The sequence below is a fragment of the Tenacibaculum sp. TC6 genome (assembly GCF_050606265.1).
Classification (GTDB): Bacteria; Bacteroidota; Bacteroidia; order Flavobacteriales; family Flavobacteriaceae; genus Polaribacter.
In genome coordinates this window covers 101,672-126,725 of sequence record NZ_JBOCUK010000004.1, presented here as the reverse complement: position 1 = coordinate 126,725, position 25,054 = coordinate 101,672, and the positions used below count along the sequence as shown (strand labels likewise).

Annotated in this window: 21 protein-coding genes; 19 read left to right on the top strand and 2 right to left on the bottom strand. The window is 31.2% G+C overall.

Translation table 11 applies throughout. The features are described from left to right. The first annotated feature begins 60 nt into the window (after positions 1–60). From ACQY1Q_RS03670 to ACQY1Q_RS03660, 3 genes are all read left to right on the top strand, one after another. Positions 61–1,953, top strand: coding sequence for a PQQ-binding-like beta-propeller repeat protein (locus tag ACQY1Q_RS03670; RefSeq protein WP_431003935.1), 1,893 nt, complete (start codon positions 61–63; stop codon positions 1,951–1,953). Positions 1,954–2,064: 111 nt separating this feature from the next. After that, a complete protein-coding gene (mdh, locus tag ACQY1Q_RS03665; RefSeq protein ID WP_431003934.1) occupies positions 2,065–2,991 on the top strand; it encodes a malate dehydrogenase in 927 nt (308 codons plus the stop codon). Positions 2,992–3,292: 301 nt separating this feature from the next. Continuing rightward, positions 3,293–4,381 (top strand): glycosyltransferase, encoded by a 1,089-nt coding sequence (locus tag ACQY1Q_RS03660; protein ID WP_431003933.1) that lies wholly within the window; start codon positions 3,293–3,295, stop codon positions 4,379–4,381. Here ACQY1Q_RS03660 and ACQY1Q_RS03655 read toward each other — a convergent pair. Next, entirely contained in the window at positions 4,352–5,227 is an 876-nt protein-coding gene (locus ACQY1Q_RS03655) for a glycosyltransferase family 2 protein (protein ID WP_431003932.1), read from the bottom strand. The two genes, ACQY1Q_RS03660 and ACQY1Q_RS03655, sit on opposite strands and share 30 nt — an antisense overlap. Position 5,228: 1 nt before the next feature. After that, positions 5,229–5,912 carry a cell division ATP-binding protein FtsE gene (locus ACQY1Q_RS03650; protein ID WP_431003931.1) on the bottom strand — a complete coding sequence of 228 codons (684 nt, stop codon included), beginning with the start codon at positions 5,910–5,912 and terminating at the stop codon, positions 5,229–5,231. Between the two features lie 127 nt (positions 5,913–6,039). Between ACQY1Q_RS03650 and ACQY1Q_RS03645 the strand changes: the two genes are divergently transcribed. The 16 genes from ACQY1Q_RS03645 to ACQY1Q_RS03570 all read left to right on the top strand — a co-directional run bounded on the left by ACQY1Q_RS03645 (position 6,040) and on the right by ACQY1Q_RS03570 (position 25,053). Continuing rightward, complete coding sequence (locus ACQY1Q_RS03645; RefSeq protein ID WP_431003930.1) at positions 6,040–9,060, top strand: tetratricopeptide repeat protein; 3,021 nt, start codon at positions 6,040–6,042, stop codon at positions 9,058–9,060. Positions 9,061–9,096: 36 nt separating this feature from the next. Beyond that, complete coding sequence (locus tag ACQY1Q_RS03640) at positions 9,097–10,869, top strand: hypothetical protein (RefSeq protein ID WP_431003929.1); 1,773 nt, start codon at positions 9,097–9,099, stop codon at positions 10,867–10,869. A gap of 907 nt (positions 10,870–11,776) precedes the next feature. Continuing rightward, the gene (locus ACQY1Q_RS03635; RefSeq protein ID WP_431003928.1) at positions 11,777–12,277 is read left to right on the top strand and encodes a GNAT family N-acetyltransferase; all 501 of its coding nucleotides are present in this window, start codon (positions 11,777–11,779) and stop codon (positions 12,275–12,277) included. A gap of 166 nt (positions 12,278–12,443) precedes the next feature. Then, complete coding sequence (locus ACQY1Q_RS03630; RefSeq protein ID WP_431003927.1) at positions 12,444–13,889, top strand: M20/M25/M40 family metallo-hydrolase; 1,446 nt, start codon at positions 12,444–12,446, stop codon at positions 13,887–13,889. A 12-nt stretch (positions 13,890–13,901) separates the two neighbouring features. Continuing rightward, on the top strand, positions 13,902–14,264 hold the full coding sequence (locus ACQY1Q_RS03625; protein ID WP_431003926.1) for a DoxX family protein: 363 nt from the start codon (positions 13,902–13,904) through the stop codon (positions 14,262–14,264). A 451-nt stretch (positions 14,265–14,715) separates the two neighbouring features. Beyond that, on the top strand, positions 14,716–15,462 hold the full coding sequence (locus ACQY1Q_RS03620) for an outer membrane beta-barrel protein (RefSeq protein WP_431003925.1): 747 nt from the start codon (positions 14,716–14,718) through the stop codon (positions 15,460–15,462). A gap of 13 nt (positions 15,463–15,475) precedes the next feature. After that, entirely contained in the window at positions 15,476–17,242 is a 1,767-nt protein-coding gene (locus tag ACQY1Q_RS03615; protein WP_431003924.1) for a S41 family peptidase, read from the top strand. Between the two features lie 370 nt (positions 17,243–17,612). After that, a complete protein-coding gene (locus ACQY1Q_RS03610) occupies positions 17,613–19,226 on the top strand; it encodes an amidohydrolase (RefSeq protein ID WP_431003923.1) in 1,614 nt (537 codons plus the stop codon). A gap of 43 nt (positions 19,227–19,269) precedes the next feature. Further along, on the top strand, positions 19,270–19,608 hold the full coding sequence (locus tag ACQY1Q_RS03605; protein WP_431003922.1) for a DUF3703 domain-containing protein: 339 nt from the start codon (positions 19,270–19,272) through the stop codon (positions 19,606–19,608). Between the two features lie 300 nt (positions 19,609–19,908). After that, complete coding sequence (locus tag ACQY1Q_RS03600) at positions 19,909–20,448, top strand: sigma-70 family RNA polymerase sigma factor (protein ID WP_431003921.1); 540 nt, start codon at positions 19,909–19,911, stop codon at positions 20,446–20,448. A gap of 66 nt (positions 20,449–20,514) precedes the next feature. After that, positions 20,515–21,639 (top strand): glycerophosphodiester phosphodiesterase, encoded by a 1,125-nt coding sequence (locus ACQY1Q_RS03595; RefSeq protein ID WP_431003920.1) that lies wholly within the window; start codon positions 20,515–20,517, stop codon positions 21,637–21,639. 124 nt (positions 21,640–21,763) lie between these two features. Then, the gene (locus ACQY1Q_RS03590; protein ID WP_431003919.1) at positions 21,764–22,453 is read left to right on the top strand and encodes an NUDIX hydrolase; all 690 of its coding nucleotides are present in this window, start codon (positions 21,764–21,766) and stop codon (positions 22,451–22,453) included. 64 nt (positions 22,454–22,517) lie between these two features. Next, the gene (prs, locus tag ACQY1Q_RS03585) at positions 22,518–23,360 is read left to right on the top strand and encodes a ribose-phosphate diphosphokinase (protein WP_431003918.1); all 843 of its coding nucleotides are present in this window, start codon (positions 22,518–22,520) and stop codon (positions 23,358–23,360) included. Then, positions 23,357–24,004: a DUF4291 domain-containing protein gene (locus tag ACQY1Q_RS03580; protein ID WP_431003917.1), complete on the top strand. Its 648-nt coding sequence runs from the start codon at positions 23,357–23,359 to the stop codon at positions 24,002–24,004. Before prs ends, ACQY1Q_RS03580 begins: the two co-directional genes overlap by 4 nt. Beyond that, on the top strand, positions 23,994–24,506 hold the full coding sequence (locus ACQY1Q_RS03575; RefSeq protein WP_431003916.1) for an O-acetyl-ADP-ribose deacetylase: 513 nt from the start codon (positions 23,994–23,996) through the stop codon (positions 24,504–24,506). The genes ACQY1Q_RS03580 and ACQY1Q_RS03575 overlap by 11 nt, the downstream gene beginning before the upstream one ends. Continuing rightward, entirely contained in the window at positions 24,499–25,053 is a 555-nt protein-coding gene (locus ACQY1Q_RS03570; protein WP_431003915.1) for an RNA 2'-phosphotransferase, read from the top strand. Before ACQY1Q_RS03575 ends, ACQY1Q_RS03570 begins: the two co-directional genes overlap by 8 nt. The last annotated feature ends 1 nt before the right edge of the window (position 25,054 follow it).

Below are 25,054 nucleotides of genomic sequence, written 5' to 3'. Positions count from 1 at the left end.
ATATTGTGAGGTTTTCTTTTATATTTTTGCTTTCAAGTTCAAAAAATCAAAACAAAATTTATGAAAGCAAAATTTCTCCTTTTATTTTACATGGTCTCGTTTTTAGCATTTAGCCAAAAACAACCAGAACACACAATTACTTTAGACAGTAAAATTACAGACATTAATCTTCATAGACTTACCGGTATTCCTGTAGTTACAACTCAAGGAGCTGTTTACGGAATTGATGGTCAAACTGGACAAAAAATATGGGAATTTAATGAATCAGGTTTATTAGCAAATCTTAACTCTTTAGGTCAAGGAAATGAATCTTCATTCAGTGAAATACCATTTTCTCCATTCGGAAAATTTAATCAAACTATATTCAATATTAAAAATGGTCAAAAGATTATAGATGATAAAACTAACAGTTATACTTCTATTATTGACAACAAACTGATTCCTAACAAAAAAAGCATATTATTCTTTGCTAAAACAGCAAACAATAAAGCCAAACTATTTCTAACCAGCCTTGAAAACAATAGTATTTTATGGGAATCTGAGATAACTTCAAACAAAAAACTAGAAGGTTTCATGGGATTTGGAGGTCTTACAGATTTTATCCAAAATAATGAAAAAATTGCATTTGTAGCAGGTAAAACTATTTTCTTGGTAAATAAACTAGACGGAAATATCATTTTATCAAAAAAATACGATGCTGGAAAACTTTTTTTTACTGAAGATGGAAAAAGTTTAATTGCTGTTGAAAACAAAAGTAGTTCTTTAATTGGAGGAGCTATCAAAGCCGGTTTTACAATGGGACTATCTTTAATTGGTAAAAAAGTAATTGGAAAAGAACTTTTAGCTTTTGACACAAACTCCGGTGAAGAAGTATGGAAGAGACCAATTAAATTAGAAGAAGGTTTTGTTGACTATCAATTTATAGATGGTAAACTTTTTGTAATTCATAAAGACGGAGCTATGCTTTATGACTATCATAATGGTGAGGAAGTTTGGAAAAAAGAGTTTAAAAAGAATAAGGTAAAAAGCGTTGAAAAAACCGATGAAGGCTATCTTGTTTACTATAAAAACAAAAAACATTTAGTAGATAATACAGGTAAGAAAATTTGGAAAAAACCAGAAAAGGTTATTAAAAATGTAGATTTTGAAGTAGATGATGATGAAGACTTTACAGTGTTTACCTATAAAGAAGGAAATTTGTTCCTAACTCCAACAAGAATAGAGTATTTTAAAAATGATCAAGAAAAACGTGCCTATAAAATTTCAATAGATGAAAAAGAAGATAAAATGGCCTATGATGAAATAAACAATTCTTTAATTTTATTGAAAGGAAAAAAGTTATACATCTTAAACCCTGACAAAGGTTTAGGTGATGACCAAATGAAGAAGATTGATTTTAATGATCATAAAAAAATAAACTCAATTGAAATAAGAGAAAACAAATACTTTATTAATAGTAACTGGGAATATATCATTACAGATTTATCAGGAAACTTAATTAAACAAGAATATTTTGAAACACCTGGGGAAGGTTTTAGGAAATTAAAAAACTTTGGAAGCGCCGCATTAGCAATGGCTAGCGCAAAAGTATATACTTCTACAGACTCAAAGGGAAATACTGTGGTTAATGTATCTTCATCTGCTAATATTGTAAACGATCAAAATGCAAAAGATGCTGCTTATATATCTAAAAACGGAGAAACTTATGAAGAAATAAGTAACTTTTTATATACTCCAGAAAGATTTAGTGCTTTCAAGGCTACTAAAAATAGCGCCTTCTTTTACACGAAGAAAGATGGCAAAAAAATATTATTACAAATCAATAAAGATACCGGAGATTTAATAGAAAGTTTTGAATTTGGGGTCAATGAACCTAAATACGAAATAGATAAACCCTCAAAAAAAATCTTCTTTAGAAAAGAAAATCAACTAATGATTTTCAGTTATAATTAATAAAACAAAAGACCACCTAAATTTAGGTGGTCTTTTGTTTTATATCCATTAGCAAATCGCTATTTTTGTGCATCTTATTAATAATTATTCAATAAAAAAATAATATATAAAATGAAAGTAACGGTTGTTGGAGCAGGTGCTGTAGGTGCAAGTTGCGCTGAGTACATTGCTATTAAAGATTTTGCTTCTGAAGTTGTTTTAGTAGATATTAAAGAAGGTTTTGCTGAAGGTAAAGCTATGGATTTAATGCAAACTGCTTCATTAAATGGTTTTGACACTAAAATTACAGGTACTACAGGAGATTATAGCAAAACTGCTGGTTCAGATGTTTGTGTAATTACTTCTGGAATTGCCCGTAAACCAGGAATGACTCGTGATGAATTATTAGGAATTAATGCAGGTATTGTAAAATCTGTTGCTTCTAGTTTAATTGAGCATTCTCCAAACACAATTATCATTGTAGTATCTAACCCTATGGATACTATGACCTATTTAGTACACAAAGCTACCGGATTACCAAAAAACAGAATTATTGGTATGGGAGGTGCTTTAGATTCAGCTCGTTTTAAATATCGTTTAGCTGAAGCTTTAGAAGCTCCTATTTCTGATGTTGATGGTATGGTTATAGGTGGACATTCTGATAAAGGAATGGTTCCGTTAACTCGTTTAGCTACCAGAAATTCTGTTCCTGTAACTGAGTTTTTAGCTGCTGACAGATTAGAGCAAGTTAAAGAAGATACTAAAGTTGGTGGAGCTACTTTAACAGCTTTATTAGGAACTTCTGCTTGGTATGCACCAGGTGCTGCTGTTTCTGGTTTAGTACAAGCTATTGCTTGTGACCAAAAGAAAATCTACCCTTGTTCTGCTTTATTAGAAGGTGAATACGGTTTATCAGATTTATGTATCGGAGTTCCTGTAGTATTAGGCAAAAACGGTATTGAAAAAATAGTTGAAATCAACTTAGATGCAGCTGAAAAACAAGCTTTAGAAGATTCTGCTGCTGATGTTAAGAAAAACAATGAAGCTTTAACTTTCTAAGTTTTTTACTAAAAAAAATCAACACAAAACCTGATAAACAATTGTTTATCAGGTTTTTTTATTAAAATATGTTAAACTTGTCTTTTTAGTGTAAGTTTTTTAAAGATGTGTCGTCTATTACAATAAGAAACATAGCCTATGTTTCTTTTTCATAGTTTTTCATAGCAATTTTCCCACTTCTTTTTAGAAGTGGGTTTTGTTTTTTATATCTTTCCTCCCTTAATTATTCTTTTAATATTTTACCATGACTGTTAAAAGAATTCAAAGTAGCATTAGGTATAAACCCGGTTATTTTAAATAGGTGAAAAGAATTATCATATCTGTAACTAATGACATAACAACAGACCAACGAGTAGCTAAAGTTTGCAATGCTCTTTTGGAAATGGATTATGCCATTCTTTTAATTGGCAGAAAACTTCCTTCCAGCCTACCTCTTCAAAGAAAATACGACACCAAAAGGTTTAAGCTTTTTTTTAATAAGGGTTTTTTATTTTATGCAGAGTTCAACCTCAGACTTTTTTTCTTTTTAATATGCTCAAAAAAAGACATTCTTTTATCGAATGACTTAGACACTTTACTTCCTAATTTTTTAGTGAGTAAACTTCAGAATAAAAAACTGGTATATGACAGTCATGAATTATTTCCGGAGATACCGGAACTCGTAGAACGTCCACAAGTAAAAAAAATATGGGAAAGCTTAGAAGAATTTTTACTTCCTAAAATAAAAAACTGTTATACCGTTAGTAATAGTATTGCTGATTTTTATCAAAATAAATATCGTGTAAATTTTAAAGTTATTAGAAATGTTCCGGTAAGCTTGAATAATATTTCTGTAGGTGAACTTCCTTTTCAGCATACAAGTAAAAAAATACTTCTTTATCAAGGAGCCATTAATATTGGTAGAGGTTTAGAACTTATTATTGATACCATGCCTCTTTTAGAAAACTGCTTACTAATAATAGCAGGAAAAGGAGACATTTTTGAAAAACTTCAACAAAAAGTTGCCAGTCAAAACCTACACGGGCACGTACATTTTTTAGGAAACCTACCTCCCGAAAAACTAAAAAAAATAACTCCTTTAGCTGATGTTGGATTTAGCTTAGAAGAAGATCTGGGGTTAAGTTATAGATATTGTTTACCAAATAAGTTATTCGATTATATTCAGGCTGAAGTTCCTGTTATTGTGTCGGATTTACCGGAAATGAAAACGATAGTCAATGAATATCAAATAGGTGACGTTTTATCAATAAGAACTCCGGAAGAATTGGCTAAAAAAATTAACACAGTACTTAACTCAAACTTTTCTTTAGCATTAAAGAAAGCCAAAGAAGAACTTGTTTGGGAAAAAGAAACATTAATTTTACAGCATATTTTTAATAATCTTGTGTAAATAGGCTAATCTAAATAATTGGTAGTAAAACAAAGATGATTTTTTTCCTGCTCTTTTTTCAAAATACTCAGCAAAAAAATGCAATATAAAAGGTAATTTCAAAAACTGTATTTTTCTATATACCTGCATTATTTTAACATCTTTCACGGTTAGCTTTTTTTCTTTAATAAGTAAAACTAAATTTTGTAAAGCTTCCTTAGTTTTACTTATAAACGCTGCATTCTTATCAATACCTAAATGGTAAACTTCATTCAATATTTGCCAAACTTGTATATTATGTTTTTCTAATTGCTTAGAAAAAACTAAGTCTTCATAACCATATTCTCTAATAGTTTCATCAAAATATATCTGGTAGAAAGTTTCTTTTTCAATCAAAAAATTTCCTGTAAAAAAATATTTATATGGAAGTTTTATTCGTTCTTCAATCCTTTTTTCTTCACTTTGTTTCCCTTGCTTCCAACGAAGACTTCCACTCCCTTCATACTTACTATAAGCTATTCCTCCTACAACAACTTTTCTTTTTTTATTTATTTCCGAAAGGTATCTACTGATAAATTTTTCATTAACAGGATCTACATCTGCATCTAAAAACAACAACCAATCGTAGTTAGCTCTTTGGGCTAACATGTTTCTTATTTTACTTCTACCCATATTTACGGGTAATTCATCAAAAAAACAGTTGGGAATTTTATTAATTTCTTGATTACATATAGTTAGCTCCGACTTAGAAGCATCATCCAGAACTATAATTTCATAAATACAGTTTTCTTTTTCTAACTGTTTTTGTAGCTTATATACTAATTGCAACGCATTCCAATTATACGTTGGAATTAACACCGACAGCATTTTAAATTGTTTGTTGCACTACTTCAAACAACTCCCCTCCTTCACACTTAACTGTACTTTGTTTAAACTTTACAATTAACTGATAGTCGTGAGTAGCCATTAAAATAGTTTTACCACTTTGATGAATTTCATTTAAAAGCTCCATTACTTCCAACGAGGTTTTAGGGTCTAAATTTCCAGTAGGCTCATCTGCCAATATCAATTCCGGATCATTTAAAAGTGCTCTCGCAATCGCTACACGCTGTTGTTCTCCTCCAGAAAGTTCAAAGGTTTTCTTGTAGTATTTCTCCTTCATACCTACCTTATCCAAAACTTCATGAATTTTATCTTTCATATTAGCTTTATTTTTCCATCCGGTAGCCTTCAATACAAATTCTAAATTTTCAAAGACATTACGATCATTCAATAATTTAAAATCTTGAAAAACAATTCCCAGTTTTCTTCGTAAAAACGGAATTTCTTTTTCTTTCATTTTCTTTAAGTCAAACCCCACGATACTTCCTAAACCTCTTTGTAAACGTAAATCACCATACAACGTTTTAAGCAAGCTACTTTTTCCACTTCCTGTTTTTCCTATTAAGTAATAAAAATCTCCTTGATTAAGAGTAAAATCTACTTTTGATAATACTAAATTGTCTCCTTGGTAAATATCCGCTTTTTCAAGATGTAAAACAGGTGTGCTCATATATAAGATTTGTTTTCTACAAAACTAAAATTTTATTACGTAATTCTACAACATTTATTACTTTTGATGTTTATCCCTCCAACAAAAACAAAAAACAGACGTTATAGTTTCTAGATAACTAAAAATTATGAGATTTAATTGTTTAAAAAAGAAAGTTTTCTTTTTGCTTTTATTAGCATGTATTAGTAATTCTGTTGCGCAAAAAACAGCGCTAAATGTAAGTAATAGTTCTGATTATTACAAGGCTATAGAACTTTATAATAATAAATCGTATGCGGCAGCTCAAAAATTGTTTATTAAAACATCTGAAGAATCACAGCCACATAAGACCTTAAAAGCAGATGCCGATTACTATGATGCCATGTGTGCTATTAAACTTGAACAAGATGATGCTAATGAAAAAGTATTAAATTTTGTTGCCAATCACCCGTATAACAACAAAAAAGATAATGCTTTTCTTAATGTAGGTAATTATTATTTTGCTAACCGCAAGGCTGCACATGCACTACGTTGGTACCAAAAAGTAAATGATAAATTACTTAAACAGGAAGAAAAAGATGAATTAAACTATAAAATGGGTTACTGTCTTTTAGTATCAAATTACTTAAAAGACGCTAAAACTCGTTTTAAAACACTATTAGGAAATCCGGTATATGGTAATGATGCCCGATATTATTATGGATACATTGCATACAAACAAGAAAACTTTGGTGAAGCAGAAGACAATTTAAGTCAACTTGCTGATGATGCTACGTATCAATCTAAGGCTAATTACTATATTTTAGACATTAGTTTTAAAGCGGGACGTTTTGACAAATCGGTTCAGATAGGTGAGAAATTGTTAGAAAACACAACGGATAAAAATGAAATATCTCAAATTTCAAAAATTATCGGAGAAAGTTATTTCAACCTAAAGCAGTATGACAAAGCTATTCCTTATTTAAAAGCCTACAAAGGTAAAAGCGGTAGATGGACTAATACCGATTACTATTATTTAGGATATGCTTATTATCAACAAAAAGATTATGAAACAGCTATTAGTAATTTTAATAAAATTATTAACGGAACCAATACGGTTGCTCAAAATGCTTATTACCATTTAGGAGAATGTTATTTAGAGTTAGATAAAAAAGTAGAAGCTTTAAATGCTTTTAAAAATGCCAGTGAAATGGATTTTGATTCTCAAATCACGGCTAGTTCTTGGTTAAACTATGCTAAATTAAGTTATGAGCAAGGTAACCCGTACAAAAGTGTTCCTGAGGTATTAAAAGAATATTTAGCTAAATATCCGCTTTCACCTGAAACAACAGAAATAAAGGAATTACTTATTACCTCTTATTTATATCAACAAGATTATATTGGAGCTTTGGAATATTTGAATACCAATAAAACTCCTGAAAACGAAAAACTAGCTAATGAAGTTTCGCTATACAGAGGTATTCAATTATTTAATGAACAAAAATTACAGGAAGCCAAACCTTACTTTTTTAATGCTACAAAAGCGGAGAATACTGATACAGTTAATAAGGCTAATTATTGGTTAGCTGAAACTGAATATTTAACGGGTAGTTATGACAAAGCTTTAACGCACTTTTTATTAGTTACTGATGTTACTAACGAAGAATTTAATCAGCTAGATTATAATATAGCATATACGTTCTTTAAACTGAAAAAGTATGATGATGCTGCAAAACATTTTCAGAAATACTTAGATAAAAATCTTGAAGATAACGAGCTTAATGATGATGCTGCAAATCGTTTAGGAGATGCTTTTTATGCAACCAAACAATACGACAACGCTATTGCTGCCTATGGCCGAGTTATTCAACAAGAAGGTATAGGGGCTGATTATGCGCAGTACCAAACAGGTATGAGTTACGGTTTCCTAGGAAAGAATGATGACAAAATTGAAAGTCTGAGAAAAATTTCAAATGGATACGAAGGCTCTCAATTAAAAGATGATGCGCTATATCAATTAGCTACCACTTATACTACCAAAGGAGAAGTTGCGAAAGCACAAGCTGCTTATGATCGTATTATAACTAAACACCCAAAAAGCAGTTATATTCCTAATGTACTATTACGCCAAGGATTACTGTATTACAACAATAACAACAACAAAAAAGCTTTAGAAAAATACAAAGCTGTAGTGGAAAAATACCCTAACTCTTCTGAAGCTAAACAAGCTGTTACCAATGTTAAAAATGTTTACATTGATATAGGTAAAGTTGATGAATATGCTACTTGGGTAAAAACTGTAAAGTTTGTAAATGTATCCAATGCCGAACTTGACAATGCTACGTATCAATCAGCAGAAAACAAGTTTTTAGATAATGATACCAGCAAAGCTATTGCAGGTTTTTCAAACTACTTGCAACGTTTTTCTAACGGATTAAATACACTTAAAGCTCATTTTTACTTAGCTCAGTCATTAAATAAAATAGGGAACAGTGCTGAAGCAGCTCCGCATTACGCATACGTAACCCAACAAACCAAAAATGAATTTACCGAGGAAGCGTTAGCTAAACTGGCTCAAATTTATTTAGATAAAGAGGATTGGAAAAATGGTATAGCCATACTTGAGCAATTAGAAAAAGAAGCCAACTATCCGCAAAATATCACTTTCGCTCAAAGTAATTTAATGAAAGGATACTATAATAACGATGAATATGAAAAAGCAATTTCTTATGCTGAAAAAGTATTAAGTAACGGTAAAGTAGACAAGATAGTGAGCGAAGATGCTAAAATTATTATAGCTAGAGCCTCATTTAAAAATAATAATTACGAAACCGCCGAAGAATATTATTTTGAGTTAAATAAAAATGCTACTGGAGAGCTAAAAGCTGAGTGTTTATATTACAATGCTTTCTTTTTAAATGACCAAAAAGCCTATGAAGACTCTAACAAAGCTGTACAAGATTTAATTGCTAACTACTCAAACTATAAGTATTGGGGAGTTAAGAGTTATATAATTATGGCTAAAAACTATTATGCTCTTAAAGATGCATATCAGGCAACGTATATCTTAGAAAACATTATTAAAAACTTTACTCAATTCAAAGATATAGTTGAAGAAGCTCAAAACGAATTGAATACGATAAAAAATAAAGAAGCAAAAACCAACGAATCAGTAACTAAACAAAACTAAAATTTGTTACAACTTAAAGCTAAATACTTGAAATCAATGAAAAAGCACGTATGGTTACTTGTTATGTTTACAATAACTATTGTAAATGCTCAAGAAAAAACAACAAAAGCTAATGATACTATAAAAACAGAAGTAGTTAAGGTAGTTACCTCATATGTACCTAAAATTACTGATGCTTTTAAAATAAAACAAAAACCAGTTATTACACACACGAAGGAAACTGAAAAGAAAAAATTAGATTATCAAATTTTTTCGGTTCCTGTAGCGTCGACTTTTATTCCTAAAAGTGGTACTTTAAAAAAGATTAACTTAGGTAAGCGTGAGCGTTTATATGCCAATTACCTATCGGCCGGATTTGGTAATACAGTAACGCCTTTTGTAGAAGGATACTTTAGACGAAGCATGAGTCATGATAGTGAATTAGGAGCCTATGCCCGATTCATTATGTCGTTAGATCCTGTTCAAAACACCAGATTGAGTAGTACCTATTATAATTTAGATTTAGATATTACACATCAACAAATAGAACGTTATTTTACTTGGGAAGCAGGTCTTAATTTAGAACGAAATAAGTACAATTGGTACGGGTTACCAAGTAATATTAATTTTACAGACCGAGTTATTGATGCCATAGAAGAAGATCAAACTTACGGGTATTATAACCTATTCGGATCTATTGATTTTGATGAATCGTATATCGACAAAGCTAACGGTTCGCTTTCTTTTTTCTCTGACTCCTTTAGCAGTGCTGAGTTTTCTATTAATTTAGGAACTGATTTTAAATTTCCTCTAGATCAAATCAATAGAAATTTAAATGACTTATCATTACATACTTCTCTTAATTACATAGGCGGAAAATTTGACAAATCATATGAAGATCAAAACAAAGTAAACTACAGCTTTTTTACCGCAGGTCTTCATCCAACGTATAAGTTTGATATAAAAGATTTAGCTGTTAAATTAGGAGGAAAAGTGTATTTTTCTTTAGATATAGAAAACAATGCTAATCAATTTTTCGTATATCCGGATATTGAATTATCATACCCAATAGTAAAAGATTTTGCCAATGTATACGTAGGAGCCACAGGAGAATTACACAATAATAGTTTTAAAAACTTTAGTGATGACAACCCGTTTGTATCTCCAACATTAAACGTATTACAAACTAACGAGAAATATAATGCCTTTGCAGGAGTTCGTGGTAAAATGGGACAACAATTTAGTTATAACCTTAAAGGAAGTTATGCTAATATTGAAGACCAGCCTTTCTTCAATTTAAATTACTCTAAATCTGACGGTAACAGAACTACAGGTAGCAATGCTTTTATTTTATTTGGTTATGAATACGGAAACTCTTTTAGAGTTATTTATGACGATATTAAACGTGTATCTATATTTGGTGAAGTTGCTTTTGAGGGAATAAAAGATTTAACCGTAGGGGCTAATATTGAAGTAAATCAATTTACATTAACCAATAGTGAATATGCTTGGAACACGCCTAAAATTAAAGGAGAAATTTTTGGAACCTATAAAGTAGAAAAATGGTATGCTGGGGCTAATTTCTTTTTTACCGGAGCCAGAAAAGGAGTGCAATATGACGGTCCGGCTGCAACACCTTACACTCCAATAGACCTAAAAAGTTATATAGATATTAACTTTAACGGAGGATATCAATTTCATGATGATTTTTCTGTATTCTTAAATCTTAAAAACGTGCTAAATAATAGCTATCAACGTTATACCAATTTTGGAGTACAAGGTTTTCAAGCTATGGCTGGGTTAACTTGGAAGTTTGACACTTTATTTTAATGCTAAAAATAGGATTTCACATACTCCTTTTTAGCTTATTAACTATATTCACACAAGTTGGCGGTATTTTATATATACTGTCAACTTTTTTATTCCGTAACACTCCTTACACCAAGTTAAAACAAATAGCACTTTTAGTATTTTATATCTAATTACCTGTTTTTTTATTCTTCCTAAACTAACTCCGATTTTAGGAAGAGAAAAAATTATCAATAATCAATACGTAAAACCACATCATTTTCTTACAGTATTATGTAACAGAAACTATGTTAAACCAAAAGTTAATACCTTTTTACAAAACTTAGGAAAAACTCTTACCAAAAACTACCCAACAATTCAACTAATATATTTAGATGCAAACTTTCCTTTTATTGATGGCTTTCCATTACTTCCTCATTTAAGCCATAATGATGGTAGAAAAATTGATCTTAGCTTTATATATCAAACTCATTCAGGAAAACTCACAAATCTAAAACCTTCTATTTCCGGTTATGGTGTATTTGAAACGCCTCATAAAAAAGAGCTACAAACTACATCATACTGTAAAAACAAAGGATATTGGCAATATGATTTTACTAAATTCTTAACCTTTGGCACTTATGATAACCTAATATTTTCAGAAGAAGCTAATCAATTTTTGTTAAAACAAATCACTAAAAATCCAACTACAAAAAAAGTTTTTATAGAACCTCATTTAAAAAAAAGATTAGGCTTAAATTCAAACAAAATTCGATTTCAAGGCTGTAAAGCAGTACGTCATGACGATCATATTCACGTTCAATTTTAACCTTGAAATACCATGATTTTTCTTTATCAAAAAAGACATAAAAATCAATAAAGAAAACATATAAAATACTTCTTATCTTTAATCAAACTCTTAACACCATTTAAACCCAAACACTAACTAATGAAAATTGTATTTAAGCAAATAGAAATCAAAGATAAAAATGAAGTTCTTGCCCTATTTAAAGAAACTGCCGAAAAAATCAATAAAATGAATATTAATCATTGGCAGTACTGGAAAAACCCGCCTCAAGAAAAAATAACATGGGTTGAAGAAGGTATCCTAAATCATGAATTCTTTTTTGTTGAAAACTCTCACCAAGAAAATTTAGGAATGGTAAGAATTTTAAATGAAGACTTATTATACTGGGGTGAACAAAATGAAAAGGCAAAATACATCCATTCATTAGTAGTTAGAGAAGCATATAACGGAAAAGGCATTGGAACTAAAATACTTCAAGAAATAGAAAATAATGCAAAAAACGACAATTGTAAATATTTAAGGCTTGATGCCGACTCAAAAAACCCGAAACTTTGTAGTTACTATGAAAATTTAGGATTTCAAAAAGTAGGTAAAAAAGAATTATCCTTATCTACTTATAACCTTTATGAAAAAAACATATAACCACTAAATTAGTACACCTTAATTAAATGGTTTATTTTTTCTACTCATAGTAGATTCTTGTTAGATTATATATAGTTCTCTTCAATAAAATACATTCCTTCAACACTTTTAACTTTTTAAAATCATATTTTTATGTAGTTTTATAAGCTATTAACTATATAAATACATGAAAAAACTAACTATACTTACATTGGCAACGGTTTCTGCCCTTACATTCTCATGTAAAACAGAAAAAAAAACTGAAACCACCCAAGCAAACTCAAACGAGCTTTCTATTGAAGAAAAAAAAGATTCAACTCATATAAAACACTTATTTAATACAGCTCTTACAGAAGGTAAATCGTATGAATGGTTACGAGATTTAACCTCTATAGGAGGTAGACTTTCCGGTTCAAAACAAGCTGAGCAAGCTGTAGTATGGGGAGAAAAAGTAATGAAAGAAGTAGGTTTAGACTCTGTTTGGTTACAACCTATTATGGTACCTCACTGGGTACGTGGTGAAAAAGAAGAAGCTAATTATACTTTTAACGGAGAAAAAATTAACGTGCCTATTTGTGCTTTAGGATTTTCTATTGCCACTCCTGCCAATGGTATAACGGCTGAGGTAATTGAGGTAAAAAGTTTAAAAGAAGCCCAAGAGTTAGGAGACAAAGCCAAAGGTAAAATTGTTTTTTACAATGGTGCTTTTGATAATACACTCATTCACACCTTTGAAGCTTACGGTGGTTGTGTAGGACAACGTTTTGCCGGTGCAGCAACTGTAGGAAAGTTTGGAGCTGTAGGAGTTATTGTGCGTTCAATGACTAATGGTATTAACGATTATCCGCATACAGGATCTATGAGCTATAAAGATTTACCTGAAAACCAACATATTCCTGCTGCAGCTATAAGCTCACGAGCAGCGGAAAACCTAAGTAAACATTTAAAAGAAAATCCGAATTTAAAATTCTATTTTAAACAAAGTTGTGAAACCTTACCGGATGCTCCTTCTTTTAATGTAGTTGGAGAACTAAAAGGTAGTGAAAACCCTGATAAAATTATGGTTGTAGGCGGGCATTTAGATTCTTGGGATTTAGGTGACGGGGCTCATGATGACGGAACAGGAATTGTACAATCACTAGAAGTAGCTTATTTATTTAAACAAAACGGAATAAAACCAAAAAATACCATTCGAGTCGTGTTTTTTATGAATGAAGAAAATGGATTACGCGGAGCCACAGAGTACAACCGTTTAGCTAAAGAAAACGGTGAAGTACATATTGGTGCTTTAGAATCTGATGCCGGCGGACACACTCCAAGAGGTTTTTCTGTAGATGCTAATGAAAAAAATGTACACTTAGTACAAAGTTGGAGAAAATTGTTAGCTCCTTATGGCTTACACGATTTAATAAAAGGAGGAAGTGGTGCAGACATTGGACCTTTAAAAGACGATCATGTTACTTTAGTAGGCTACAGACCAGATTCTCAACGTTACTTTGATTACCACCACACTGAAACAGATACTTTTGATAAAGTTAATAAGCGTGAATTGGAGTTAGGAAGTGCTTCTATGGCCAGTATTATTTACCTAATGGATACCTATTTGTATACTAACGACAAAGTAAAACCTTAAATTTTATACAACATGCCTATCATAATCATAACACTTCGCATTTTATTTGGATTATTTCTTGCTTTTGCAGGTGTTATGCATTTGATAAAACCTAAAATTTTCAATCGTTTTATACCTTCTTTTTTACCGAAGAAAACAGTTAATTATTTAGTTGGCATACTTGAGTTTAGCATTGGAATTGGGTTACTTATAAAACAAACAACCCACCAAGCCGCCATGGCGTTTTTTGTACTTATGCTTTTGTTTTTACCTATTCACATTTGGGATGTTTTTAGAGAAAGACCCGCCATTGGCTCAAAAAAAATAGCATTTATAAGATTACCATTACAGTTTGTATTACTGTATATTGCCTTTTTAATTTACTCACATTCATAATATAAATTCTGTAAATCATCTTTTCCATATATAAAAATTATGGATGTGAGTTTATTTACTATTAACTAAGATATACTTTCTTTTTTCTTATCTATTTTCAGTATTCTTTTTATATCATTTTCTTTAAATAACTTAAAGAAATAGTTCTCTTAAATTTTATTTTTCTGAAAAAAAATAAAAAAATTTAGATGAATTAATAGGCAATCTTAAGCCTACACATAGTATTTAATACCAAACTTTTAGCACGTCTCTTCCCTATCAAATTTCTCAAAAACATAATGTAAACTTCATTTATTCTTCATACTATTTACTATAAAACAAGTAGGGTTACACTGTGTATAGTTGTTTTACCTGTAAAAATTAAGAAAATCATCATCCCCAAACAAATTTCACACTTATCCTTTTCAGGGTAATCATATCATTTTTTAACCATAACATAATATTAACACGTATGAAAAACAAAAAAACAAATGAAAAAAAACTATTCTTTAAACATCAGGCTTTCTTATTGCTTTTTACAACCTTCTTTATCGGAACTTCCCTATCTGCCCAAGAAAAATTCAGAGTTAGTTTTTCCGGAGGATTAAATAACAATGATATTACCTACAGTGCAGACAATAGAATAAACACTGAATATGTAGGAAAAACTGGAAACTACTTTAAAGCAGGATTCAATTTTAAAATTCATAAATACATAAGTATTCAAACCGGCTTAACATACCTTAACAAAAACTACCAATATCAACGTACCGGAACTCAAGAAGGAGTTTCAACGCTTTATGAAACCAGATACTTTAATATTCCGGTTATGGTAGGTGTACAACCACTTTACAATGTATTAAAGGACACTAAATTTAACTTTGAAGTCTATGCGGGTACTTACGCAGGTTGGTGGAATACTTTAGATAGAGAAAGTACTGTAGAAGTTTTTGGTGAATTAAACTTTGACGGATTTCCTAGAAAAACAGTAACTGAATCATACGACTTTGCTAAAAACGAAAACCATTTTAATCGTGTAGATTTCGGACTTCAAGCTGAAACCAGAGTTGAATACAATTTTTACAAAAACATGAATGTGTTTGTAGAATATTCTTTTATGTATGGTTTGTCTGATAATCAAAAAAACCAACTAAGAAAAACGTCTAACTATTATTACACTACCTCTAACTACGGTATTGGAGTATCTTATAACTTTTAAAAACTAACCACTTATGAAAAAAATAAAACAATTAGTACAAGTCTTTGCAATTGTATTTTCATTATACACACTACAAGCTTGTAGAGAAGAGGCTATGGAAATTTCAGAATTAAACAGAACTGAAGTAACCAGCTATTCAGACCTTTTCAATACTTTTTGGGATACCATGAATAATGATTATAATTATTTTAATGAACAACAACATCAAAATTGGGATAATGTTTACAAAGAATATAACCCTAAGTTCAAAAACCTTTCTACATTTAACAAAGGGAATGTAGACCCAATTTTAGCTGAAAAAGAAGCTAATTTAGCTTTTAAATATTTTGCTGAAATTGTTACTAATAATATAATAGACCAACACTTTAATGTTGCTGTAACTATTCCGATACCTAGCGCTAAGGGTTCAAATCGCCAATTTTCCCTTCGAGAAGCTTTTAATAGTAGAATGGAATATAAATATACCGAAGAGGATGGGTTTCTTAATTTTGGGCAACAAAGAAGTAACCCTGTAGTTAGTCAGGCTGATGTAGCTAGCGTTATGAGTAGCCAAAAACTAATTCCTTCTAGTATTATAAAACAGGGACCTATTTTAGCTGGTTTCTTAAAAGATAATCCAGAAACGTTATACATTCAATTAAGTGGATTTGAGGTTTATCCTAACTCTATTTTAGATGAGCAGTTCCCAATATTATCTGACATAAGTTCAGCTGACGGAATAAATCAATCATTTTTTGATAATTTAAAAAAGCTTGATAACGCTAAAGGAACTGAAATTGAAACCTTAATGAAATCGAATCTAAATCAGTTTAAAACACTAATTTCTAACACCATAAAAACTACTGAGTATAAAAATTATGAAGCAGGATTTACTAAGTTTCAAAATACTGAATTGACAGAAGATCTTAAAAATAGCTTTTCTCCATTAGCCAATTTTGTTGCTACAGAAAAAACTGATTTTAACACAAACTATAATAATATCAGATCATTAAGCCTAGCATATTTTACAAATCCAAGCACTACTCAAGAACAAAAAGAAGCTATAAATGTATTATATGGAATTTATAACCAACGTATAACCAGATATAAAAAACTTTCTGGTTTTATTTCAACAAGACTTTTGTTTGGCTTCATCCCTGTAGATACTGAGTTTGACAGAATGTTAACATCATTAAGCTTAAGCTTACCTTTTGACCTTTATGACAAATTATATAATAAAATTACAGATGGTACAGCTAAAAAAATAGTTTTAGATTTTAGAGGAAACGGAGGAGGATATGTGTTTGATGCACGTATTTTTACAGAAAGATTTGTAACTCAACAAAAAGTTTGGGGATACCAAAGAACAAAAGAAGGTAACGGTAGATTTAACTATAGCCCATGGGTTCCTGTAGAAACTAAACCTCATAAATTAGCTCTTAAACAAAATGTTCCTACTGCTATTTTAATTGATGGGAATTCAGTAAGTATGGCCGAAATTAGTACCATGATGATTAAATCACAAGGAAACCATGTTACTATTGTTGGAGATAATAGTTATGGTGGTACTGCCGGCTTAGGAGGTCAAGATACTTTTAACGGAGGTAATAGATTAAATAATGGGTACTTAAGTTTTTATATGCCATTAATGGCTTTTAAGAATAGCGATGGAAAAATTATTGAATCTATTGGAGTTACTCCTGATGTAAAAGTTATCCCTACACAAGAAGAAGTTGATCAATTAACAAGCACCTATGTAGACCCTGCATTTAATGCTGCACTACAAGCTGTTAATAAATAATTTTTTTACCTATTACATAGTATAAAGGAAAACCAATGGTTTTCCTTTTTTTATACTCTATGTCCCGTCCTGAAATAAGTTGACACAAAATATTCCAATGCTCCATATCGCATTTCATGTATATAATGCTCAGAATAAAACTAAACATTCAAACAAAAGATAGCTTTATCATATTATTTCCAATCATAATTACCTAGAAATACAAATTTTAAATATTTTTGTTAGATACGCTCTCAACTAAATGACAACTATTCTCCTACACCAAAGGGAAATTCCATAAATTAGTCATCTGAATAAAAAATGCAGTCAATTCAGCATTTTTTATCAAGTGTTGTAAAGTAGCAAAAACACATAACCAAAGTTTATATAAATGAAAAAATCAATCCTCCTGCTATTTATTGTTTTACTAAGTATTTCATGCAAGCAAACTCAAAAAGTAGATTTAATAGTAACCAATGCACAAACCTACACCGTAAATTCTAACTTTAATGTAGCTGAAAGTTTTGCTATAAAAGACGGAAAATTTGTGGCAGTAGGAAGCACGGAAGAAATAACAAACAACTATACAAGTACCCAAATTATTGATGCAAAAAATGCTCCTATATATCCCGGTTTTATTGATGCACATTGCCATTTTTATGGTTTAGGTTTACAACAACAAAAAGTAAATTTAGTAGGTACACAAAGTTATGAAGAAGTACTACAACGCTTAGTTGATTTTCAAAAAGAAAAAAACACCACTTTTATTACCGGTAGAGGTTGGGATCAAAATGATTGGGAGCTCAAAGAATTTCCTACCAAAGAAAAATTAGATAGTATCTTTCCTCATACACCTGTGGCTATTAGAAGAATTGATGGACATGCGATGTTAGTAAACCAAGCAGCTATAGATTTAGCAGGAATAACATCGGACTCAAAAATTGAGGGAGGCGAATTTATCAAGAAAGACGGAAAACTGACAGGAGTGCTTATTGATAATGCTATGAATTTTATCAATGTACCTCAACCTACAAAAAAGGAACAAATTCAAGCATTAAAAGATGCCGAGAAAATTTGTTTTGATTTAGGTTTAACTACTGTTGATGATGCCGGATTAGACAAACAAGTTATTGAATTAATAGATAGTTTACAACAATCCGGTAATTTAAAAATGCGTATCTATGCTATGATTTCTAACAACCCCAAAAACCTTGATTATTACCTTAACAAAGGAATTATTAAAACCAATCGTTTAAATGTTCGTTCCGTAAAAGTGTATGCAGATGGTGCTTTAGGCTCAAGAGGAGCTGCTTTAAAAGATGAATATTCCGATCAAAAAGGGCATTTTGGAGCGTTGGTTAATTCCTATGAAAATTTACAAAAACTGGCAGAAAGAATTGCTAATTCTAAATACCAAATGAACACACATGCTATTGGAGATTCTGCTAATTACATCATGCTGAAAACCTATAATAACGTACTAAAAGATAAAAAAGACAGACGTTGGCGTATTGAACATGCACAAATTGTAGATATCAATGATTTTGATTTGTTTAAAAATGTACTACCTTCTATTCAACCTACCCATGCAACTTCTGATATGTACTGGGCTGAAGATCGTGTTGGTTCTGAAAGAATTAAAGGAGCTTATGCTTACAATGATTTATTAAAACAATACGGAAAAGTAGCTTTAGGTACTGATTTTCCTATTGAAGATGTAAGTCCTTTATACACTTTTTATGCAGCAACAATTCGAAAGGATTTAAAAGGATATCCGGATAATGGCTATCAAATGGAAAATGCATTATCTAGGGAAAATGCCTTAAAAGGAATGACCATTTGGAATGCCTATGCCAATTTTGAAGAAAATGAAAAAGGAAGTATTGAAGTTGGAAAAGTAGCCGATTTTATTATGTTAGACAAAGATATTATGAAAATAGCAGGTAAAGAAATTCCAAATACAAAAGTACTTGCTACTTATGTAAATGGAGAAAAAGTTCATTAATGCATCTTTCTTACAAAAATGTTGTCTATTACTTAAACAATGTATGACAACAAAACGTAAACAAGAATTTTACAAACAATTACTATTAGGCAAAAAGGCACTTAAAAGCAACCGCTTTAAAGTGCCTTTTTATCATTTTGAAAACGCCCACATTCTTGGTCAAAAACATGTATACAGACATACTTTAGCTCATTATTGGATGCTCATTTACGGACTCAAAACCAATAATAATAAAGAAATTACAGGTCAATTTTTTAGAATAATTGCTTCTCTTCTCCTTACGTTAATTTGGGTTCCTACAGGAAATACCGGAGGTACAAATATTTCAGCAATTAAAAAACTTCCTGTTAGAAAAGAATTGCAAAAATATTTTTTACTGTAAATGCATCTTTTTAAAACTATTTCTGTCTACTATATGAACTTAAAAATAAACACTCATGAATTATAAAAACCAATGTACTTGCGGTTGTGACGGATGTGCCACCGGAGATTGTAAAAACTGTACTTGTGATAATTGTACTTGCACGCATTGTAACTGTTAATCATATAATTTAAAATGATTTTCTAATTAACCAATGAGTAACGTATAAAATTTCAATTTCACAACCTACCCTCATTCTGAATGCAATAAAAACCATTAAACTAATTGCATTCAGAATGACTTTTTAATTAAATTTATAACATGACTACAAAAGAAGTTTGGGCTCAGTATGCTAAAGATGTAAAGTTTTTTATTTTAAGTAAAGTAAAAGACCAAGGAATTACTGAAGATATTTTACAAGATTCTTTTATAAAAATTCACACAAAACTTCATACGTTAAAAGATATCTCTAAACTCAAGCCTTGGATTTTTAGTATAGCTCGCAACTCCATAACAGACTACTTTAATAGTAAAAATCAAACTTTTGAAATAGCCAATATTGTAACTGAAACCTATATAGAAACCTCTACACATACTGAACAAGATTGCCTGCGAGGCATTTTACAAAGTCTCCCAAAAAAATATCGAACTCCTTTATTTTTAGCCGATATTAAAGGATTAAAACAACACGAAGTTGCTCATCAACTCAATCAAAGTTTACCTACTACTAAATCTCAAATACAAAGAGCACGTAAACTTATAGCTAAAGGATTTATAGATTGTTGCGGTTTTGTATTAAATGAAGAAGGAAAGCTGGTTGGTGAAATTCAAGATAAAGAAGATTGCAAGGTTTGTAATTAAATAAAATTCTCTTTACAATATCCTTATGTTGGTTTCATTTTTTTGTATTCATAAAAATAAACCCTCATGAAACAATTAGTATCTGGTTTCCTAACCCTAGGAACTATCCTCCTATTCTTTTCTTGTAACGAAAATGAAATAAGCGAACCTTCTAAAAAACCTCTGATAATAGCACACAGAGGAGCACAATCTATCCTACCGGAACACACGATAGAAGGTTATCAAAAAGCAATTGAAATGAAAGCTGACTACATTGAGCCTGATTTGGTGTTAACTAAAGACGGACATTTAATTGTAAGACACGAACCTATGCTTTCAGGTACTACCAATGTATCTGAACTTTCTGAATTTGCTAGTTTAAAGACCACTAAGAATATTGATGGAAAAATGGTTACCGATTGGTTTGCCATTGATTTTACGCTAGCTCAAATAAAAAAGCTGAGAGCTAAACAAGCCTACAAAGGAAGACCTACCAATTTTGATAGCCAATTTGAGATTCCTACTTTTAAAGAAGTTATGGAACTAGCCAAAAAATACGCTAAAACCTCAACCCCTATAGGTATATATCCGGAAATTAAGCATCCTTATTTTCACAATACTGTTTTTGGCGCTCACTTTATGGAAGATCAGCTAGTAAAAGCGTTAAATGAATATCATTTAAACACTAAAAAAGCTCGTGTATTTGTACAATGCTTTGAGGTAGAACCTTTACAATATCTTAACTCAAAAATTGACGTAAAACTTATCCAGCTTATCTCAACTTACGATATTAAAAGTGATGGCTCTCTACAATATGACGTACCTGAAGGTGATTTTATTTCTTACGGAGCTCCTTATGATTTTTATATAAACGGAGACCAAAGAACCTACGAATATTTCACCACTAAAGAAGGAATGGAATTTACGGCTACCTATGCAGATGGAATTGGTCCGTGGAAACCTTTTATTATTTCTTATAAAACGGATAAAACCGGGAATAAACTTTTACTACCTCCAACTAACTTTGTTAAACTAGCTCATGATAACGGGTTACAAGTACACCCATATACCTTCAGAAATGAAAACACTCAATGGAGTAAAGGAAACCCGGAAGCCGAATATCATTTATTTTTTGATGCCGGCATTGACGGATTGTTTACTGATTATACCAATGAAGCAGTAAACGCTTTACAAACATGGAATAAAAAATAATCCAACTTTTCAAGGAACCTATCTTACAACACTTCTGATTTATATTGGAAGTGTTTTTTTAATACATCTACTCTTTTTAAAAAATCATCAAAACTTTTGTAATTTTGTGTAAATTCAACACTAAATGAAGATACCACAAAATATAAAAGTTGCTGTAGATGCTGTTGTTTTTGGTTACGAACAAAAAGAGCTTTCTGTTTTATTAATAAAAAGAGGAATTGAACCTTTTAAAGGTACCTGGGCACTGCCCGGCGGATTGGTTTTGGAAAATGAATCTTTGGAAGATGCTGTACAAAGAGAGTTACAAGAAGAAACCGGAGTAACCATTGATTATCTGGAACAATTGTACACTTTTGGAGCCCCCGGAAGAGATCCTAGAAACAGAGTAGTTTCTGTTACGTATTTTGGTTTAGTAAGTCCTAATCATTTTAAAATTAATGCGGATACAGATGCTGATGAAGTACAATGGTTTTCTATTCACAAACTTCCCAAACTGGCATTTGATCACGCCACTATTTTAGATACCGGATTAAAGAGGCTACAAAACAAGATAAACTACCAACCTATCGGTTTTGAACTATTAAATAAAGAATTTCCTTTTTCTGATTTAGAAAATTTATACCAAACCATTTTAAATCAAAAAATTGACCGCAGAAACTTTAGAAAAAAAATTCTAAGCTTTGATATTCTCATTGAAACCGATAAAATTCACCAACCTTCCAGTGGTAGACCTGCCAAGCTTTTTAAATTTAATGCTCAAAAATATAAAGAGCTGGAAGAAAGCGGATTTCACTTCGAAATAAAGTTTGCGTAAAAAAAACACAAAAAACTTTTCACATCTATAAATCTTTCTTATTTTTGCGTTAAAATTACGCAATATGATTTTAAATTTAGATCCTCAATTCGCTCCATACGGCACAGAAAATATAATTGAATTTACTTCTTTTACTTTTTCAGGAGGCGAACCTCATATAAAAATCACTTCAGATTTACAAAACATCAATGAAGTGATTATTACGCATCGCATTCAATCATTTAATAATATGGGTATGTTACTATTAGCTACCAATGCACTTAAAAATATGGGAGTACAAAAACTACAGGTAGTGCTACCTTATTTTCCGGCTGCTCGTCAAGACAGATTAATGGTATCAGGAGAACCCTTATCTGTAAAAGTATATGCAGATTTGATAAATGCACAACAGTATGCATCGGTAACTGTTTTTGATCCGCATTCTGAGGTAACTCCCGCTCTTTTAAATAACTGTAAAGTAATAGACAACCATACATTCATTGAAAAAGTTACTCTACAAATTTCTGAAGATGTAGTGTTAATATCTCCGGATGGTGGCGCTTTGAAAAAGATCTATAAAGTAGCAAGTTACCTACAAAAATATGAAGTAGTTGAATGCTCAAAAAGTAGAAATGTAAAAACCGGACAGTTAACAGGTTTTAAAGTATATGCTGATGATTTACAAGGAAAAGACTGCTTATTAGTAGATGATATTTGCGATGGAGGCGGTACTTTTCTAGGACTAGCAAAAGAGTTAAAAGCTAAAAATGCCGGAAATTTATACTTAGCAGTAAGTCATGGAATCTTTAACAAAGGATTTGAAGAATTAGCAAAACAGTTCACCAAAATTTTTACCACCGATAGTTTTAAAACTATTGAGAATGTGCACTGTGTGCAAATACCTTTAGAAAAATTATTAAAAAAATGAAACTAAAAACAACGCTATATAAAGAACAATTAAAAAAATGGCCCGAGAAAGGGCAACACATCATGGCGCAATATGATGAAGAAAAAGTGATTGTTTACCAATCATATCGTCCGGCTATTGGGAATTTTGCTATGAACAACCAATATTTTGGAGGTCCTTTTAAATACACTAGAATGACTTGGATAAAACCTAACTTTTTATGGATGATGTATAGGAACGGATGGGGAACAAAAGAAGGGCAAGAAGTTGTTTTAGCCATACATTTAAAAAGATCGGCTTTTGAACGTTACTTAAATCAAGCCGTGTATTCCAGTTTTCAAAAAGACGTTTACGAAAACTGGGATGCCTGGCAAGAAGATGTTAAAAACTCTTCTATCCGTTTACAATGGGATCCGGATCACGACCCACATGGAAATAAGTTAGAAAGACGCGCTATTCAATTAGGAATCAGAAACCAAGAAATTATTCAATATGCAACAGAGGATATTCTGGAAATAGAAGATATCTCCAATTTTGTAAAAGAACAACACCAACACGTTTTAAACAAACAATTGCACCTTTTAATGATTCCAGATGAAAAACCATATACGTCATCCAATGATGAAGTAAACAGAAAATTAAAATTAGCAGCTCATGATAATTAACCTCATAAAAGGAGATATTACAACAATTCATGCTGATGCAATTGTAAATGCTGCCAATTCAAGTTTATTAGGTGGTAGCGGGGTTGACGGTGCCATACACAGAGCCGGTGGTTCAGCTATTTTAGATGCTTGTCAACAAATTAGAAGCAAACAAGGCTCATGCAAAATAGGACAAGCAGTTATAACCACCGCCGGAAATTTACCCGCCAAAAAAGTAATACATACAGTTGGCCCTGTATACCAAATTGGGAAAAAAAATGAAAAAGAAAAAGAATTATTAGCCAACTGTTATCAAAACAGTATGCTACTTGCTAAAGAAAATGGATTGAAATCCATTGCATTTCCAAACATTAGCACCGGAATTTATCGCTTTCCTAAGCAAGTAGCTGCTGAAATTGCCATTAAAACAGTAAAAAGCAACCCTATTTTAGAGGAAGTAATCTTTGTTTGTTTTGATGATGAAAACTATACGATTTATAAAAAATTATTAAGCAATGAATGAAAAAGACACCAAAAGAATCAGTAAATTTTTAAGTCTTATTTTAAGACATCAGCCTGAAAAAATTGGGTTGGTATTAGATGCCAACGGATGGGCTTCCATAGAAGAACTCATAGAAAAATCAAAAAAACACGGAGTTTCTTTTACCAAAGAAACTTTAGACTTTGTGGTAAAAACAAATGATAAACAACGTTTTGCTTTTAACGATGCTAAAACAAAAATAAGAGCCAGTCAAGGGCATTCGCTTCAAAACGTTCACATAGAACTTCCGGTAACCACCCCGCCTGACTTTCTTTTTCACGGAACAGTAGCTAAGTTTATGCAAGCCATCCGTAAAGAAGGTTTAAAAAAAATGAGCAGACAACATGTTCATTTAAGTGCTAACAAAGAAACGGCTATAAAAGTAGGCAGTCGCCGTGGAGTTCCTATTATTTTAACCGTACGTTCCGGTGATATGCACCAGCAAGGGCACTTATTTTATCTTTCGGAAAATGGCGTTTGGCTAACAGACAACGTTCCTGCTGAATTTATTGAGTTTAAAGAATTATAAA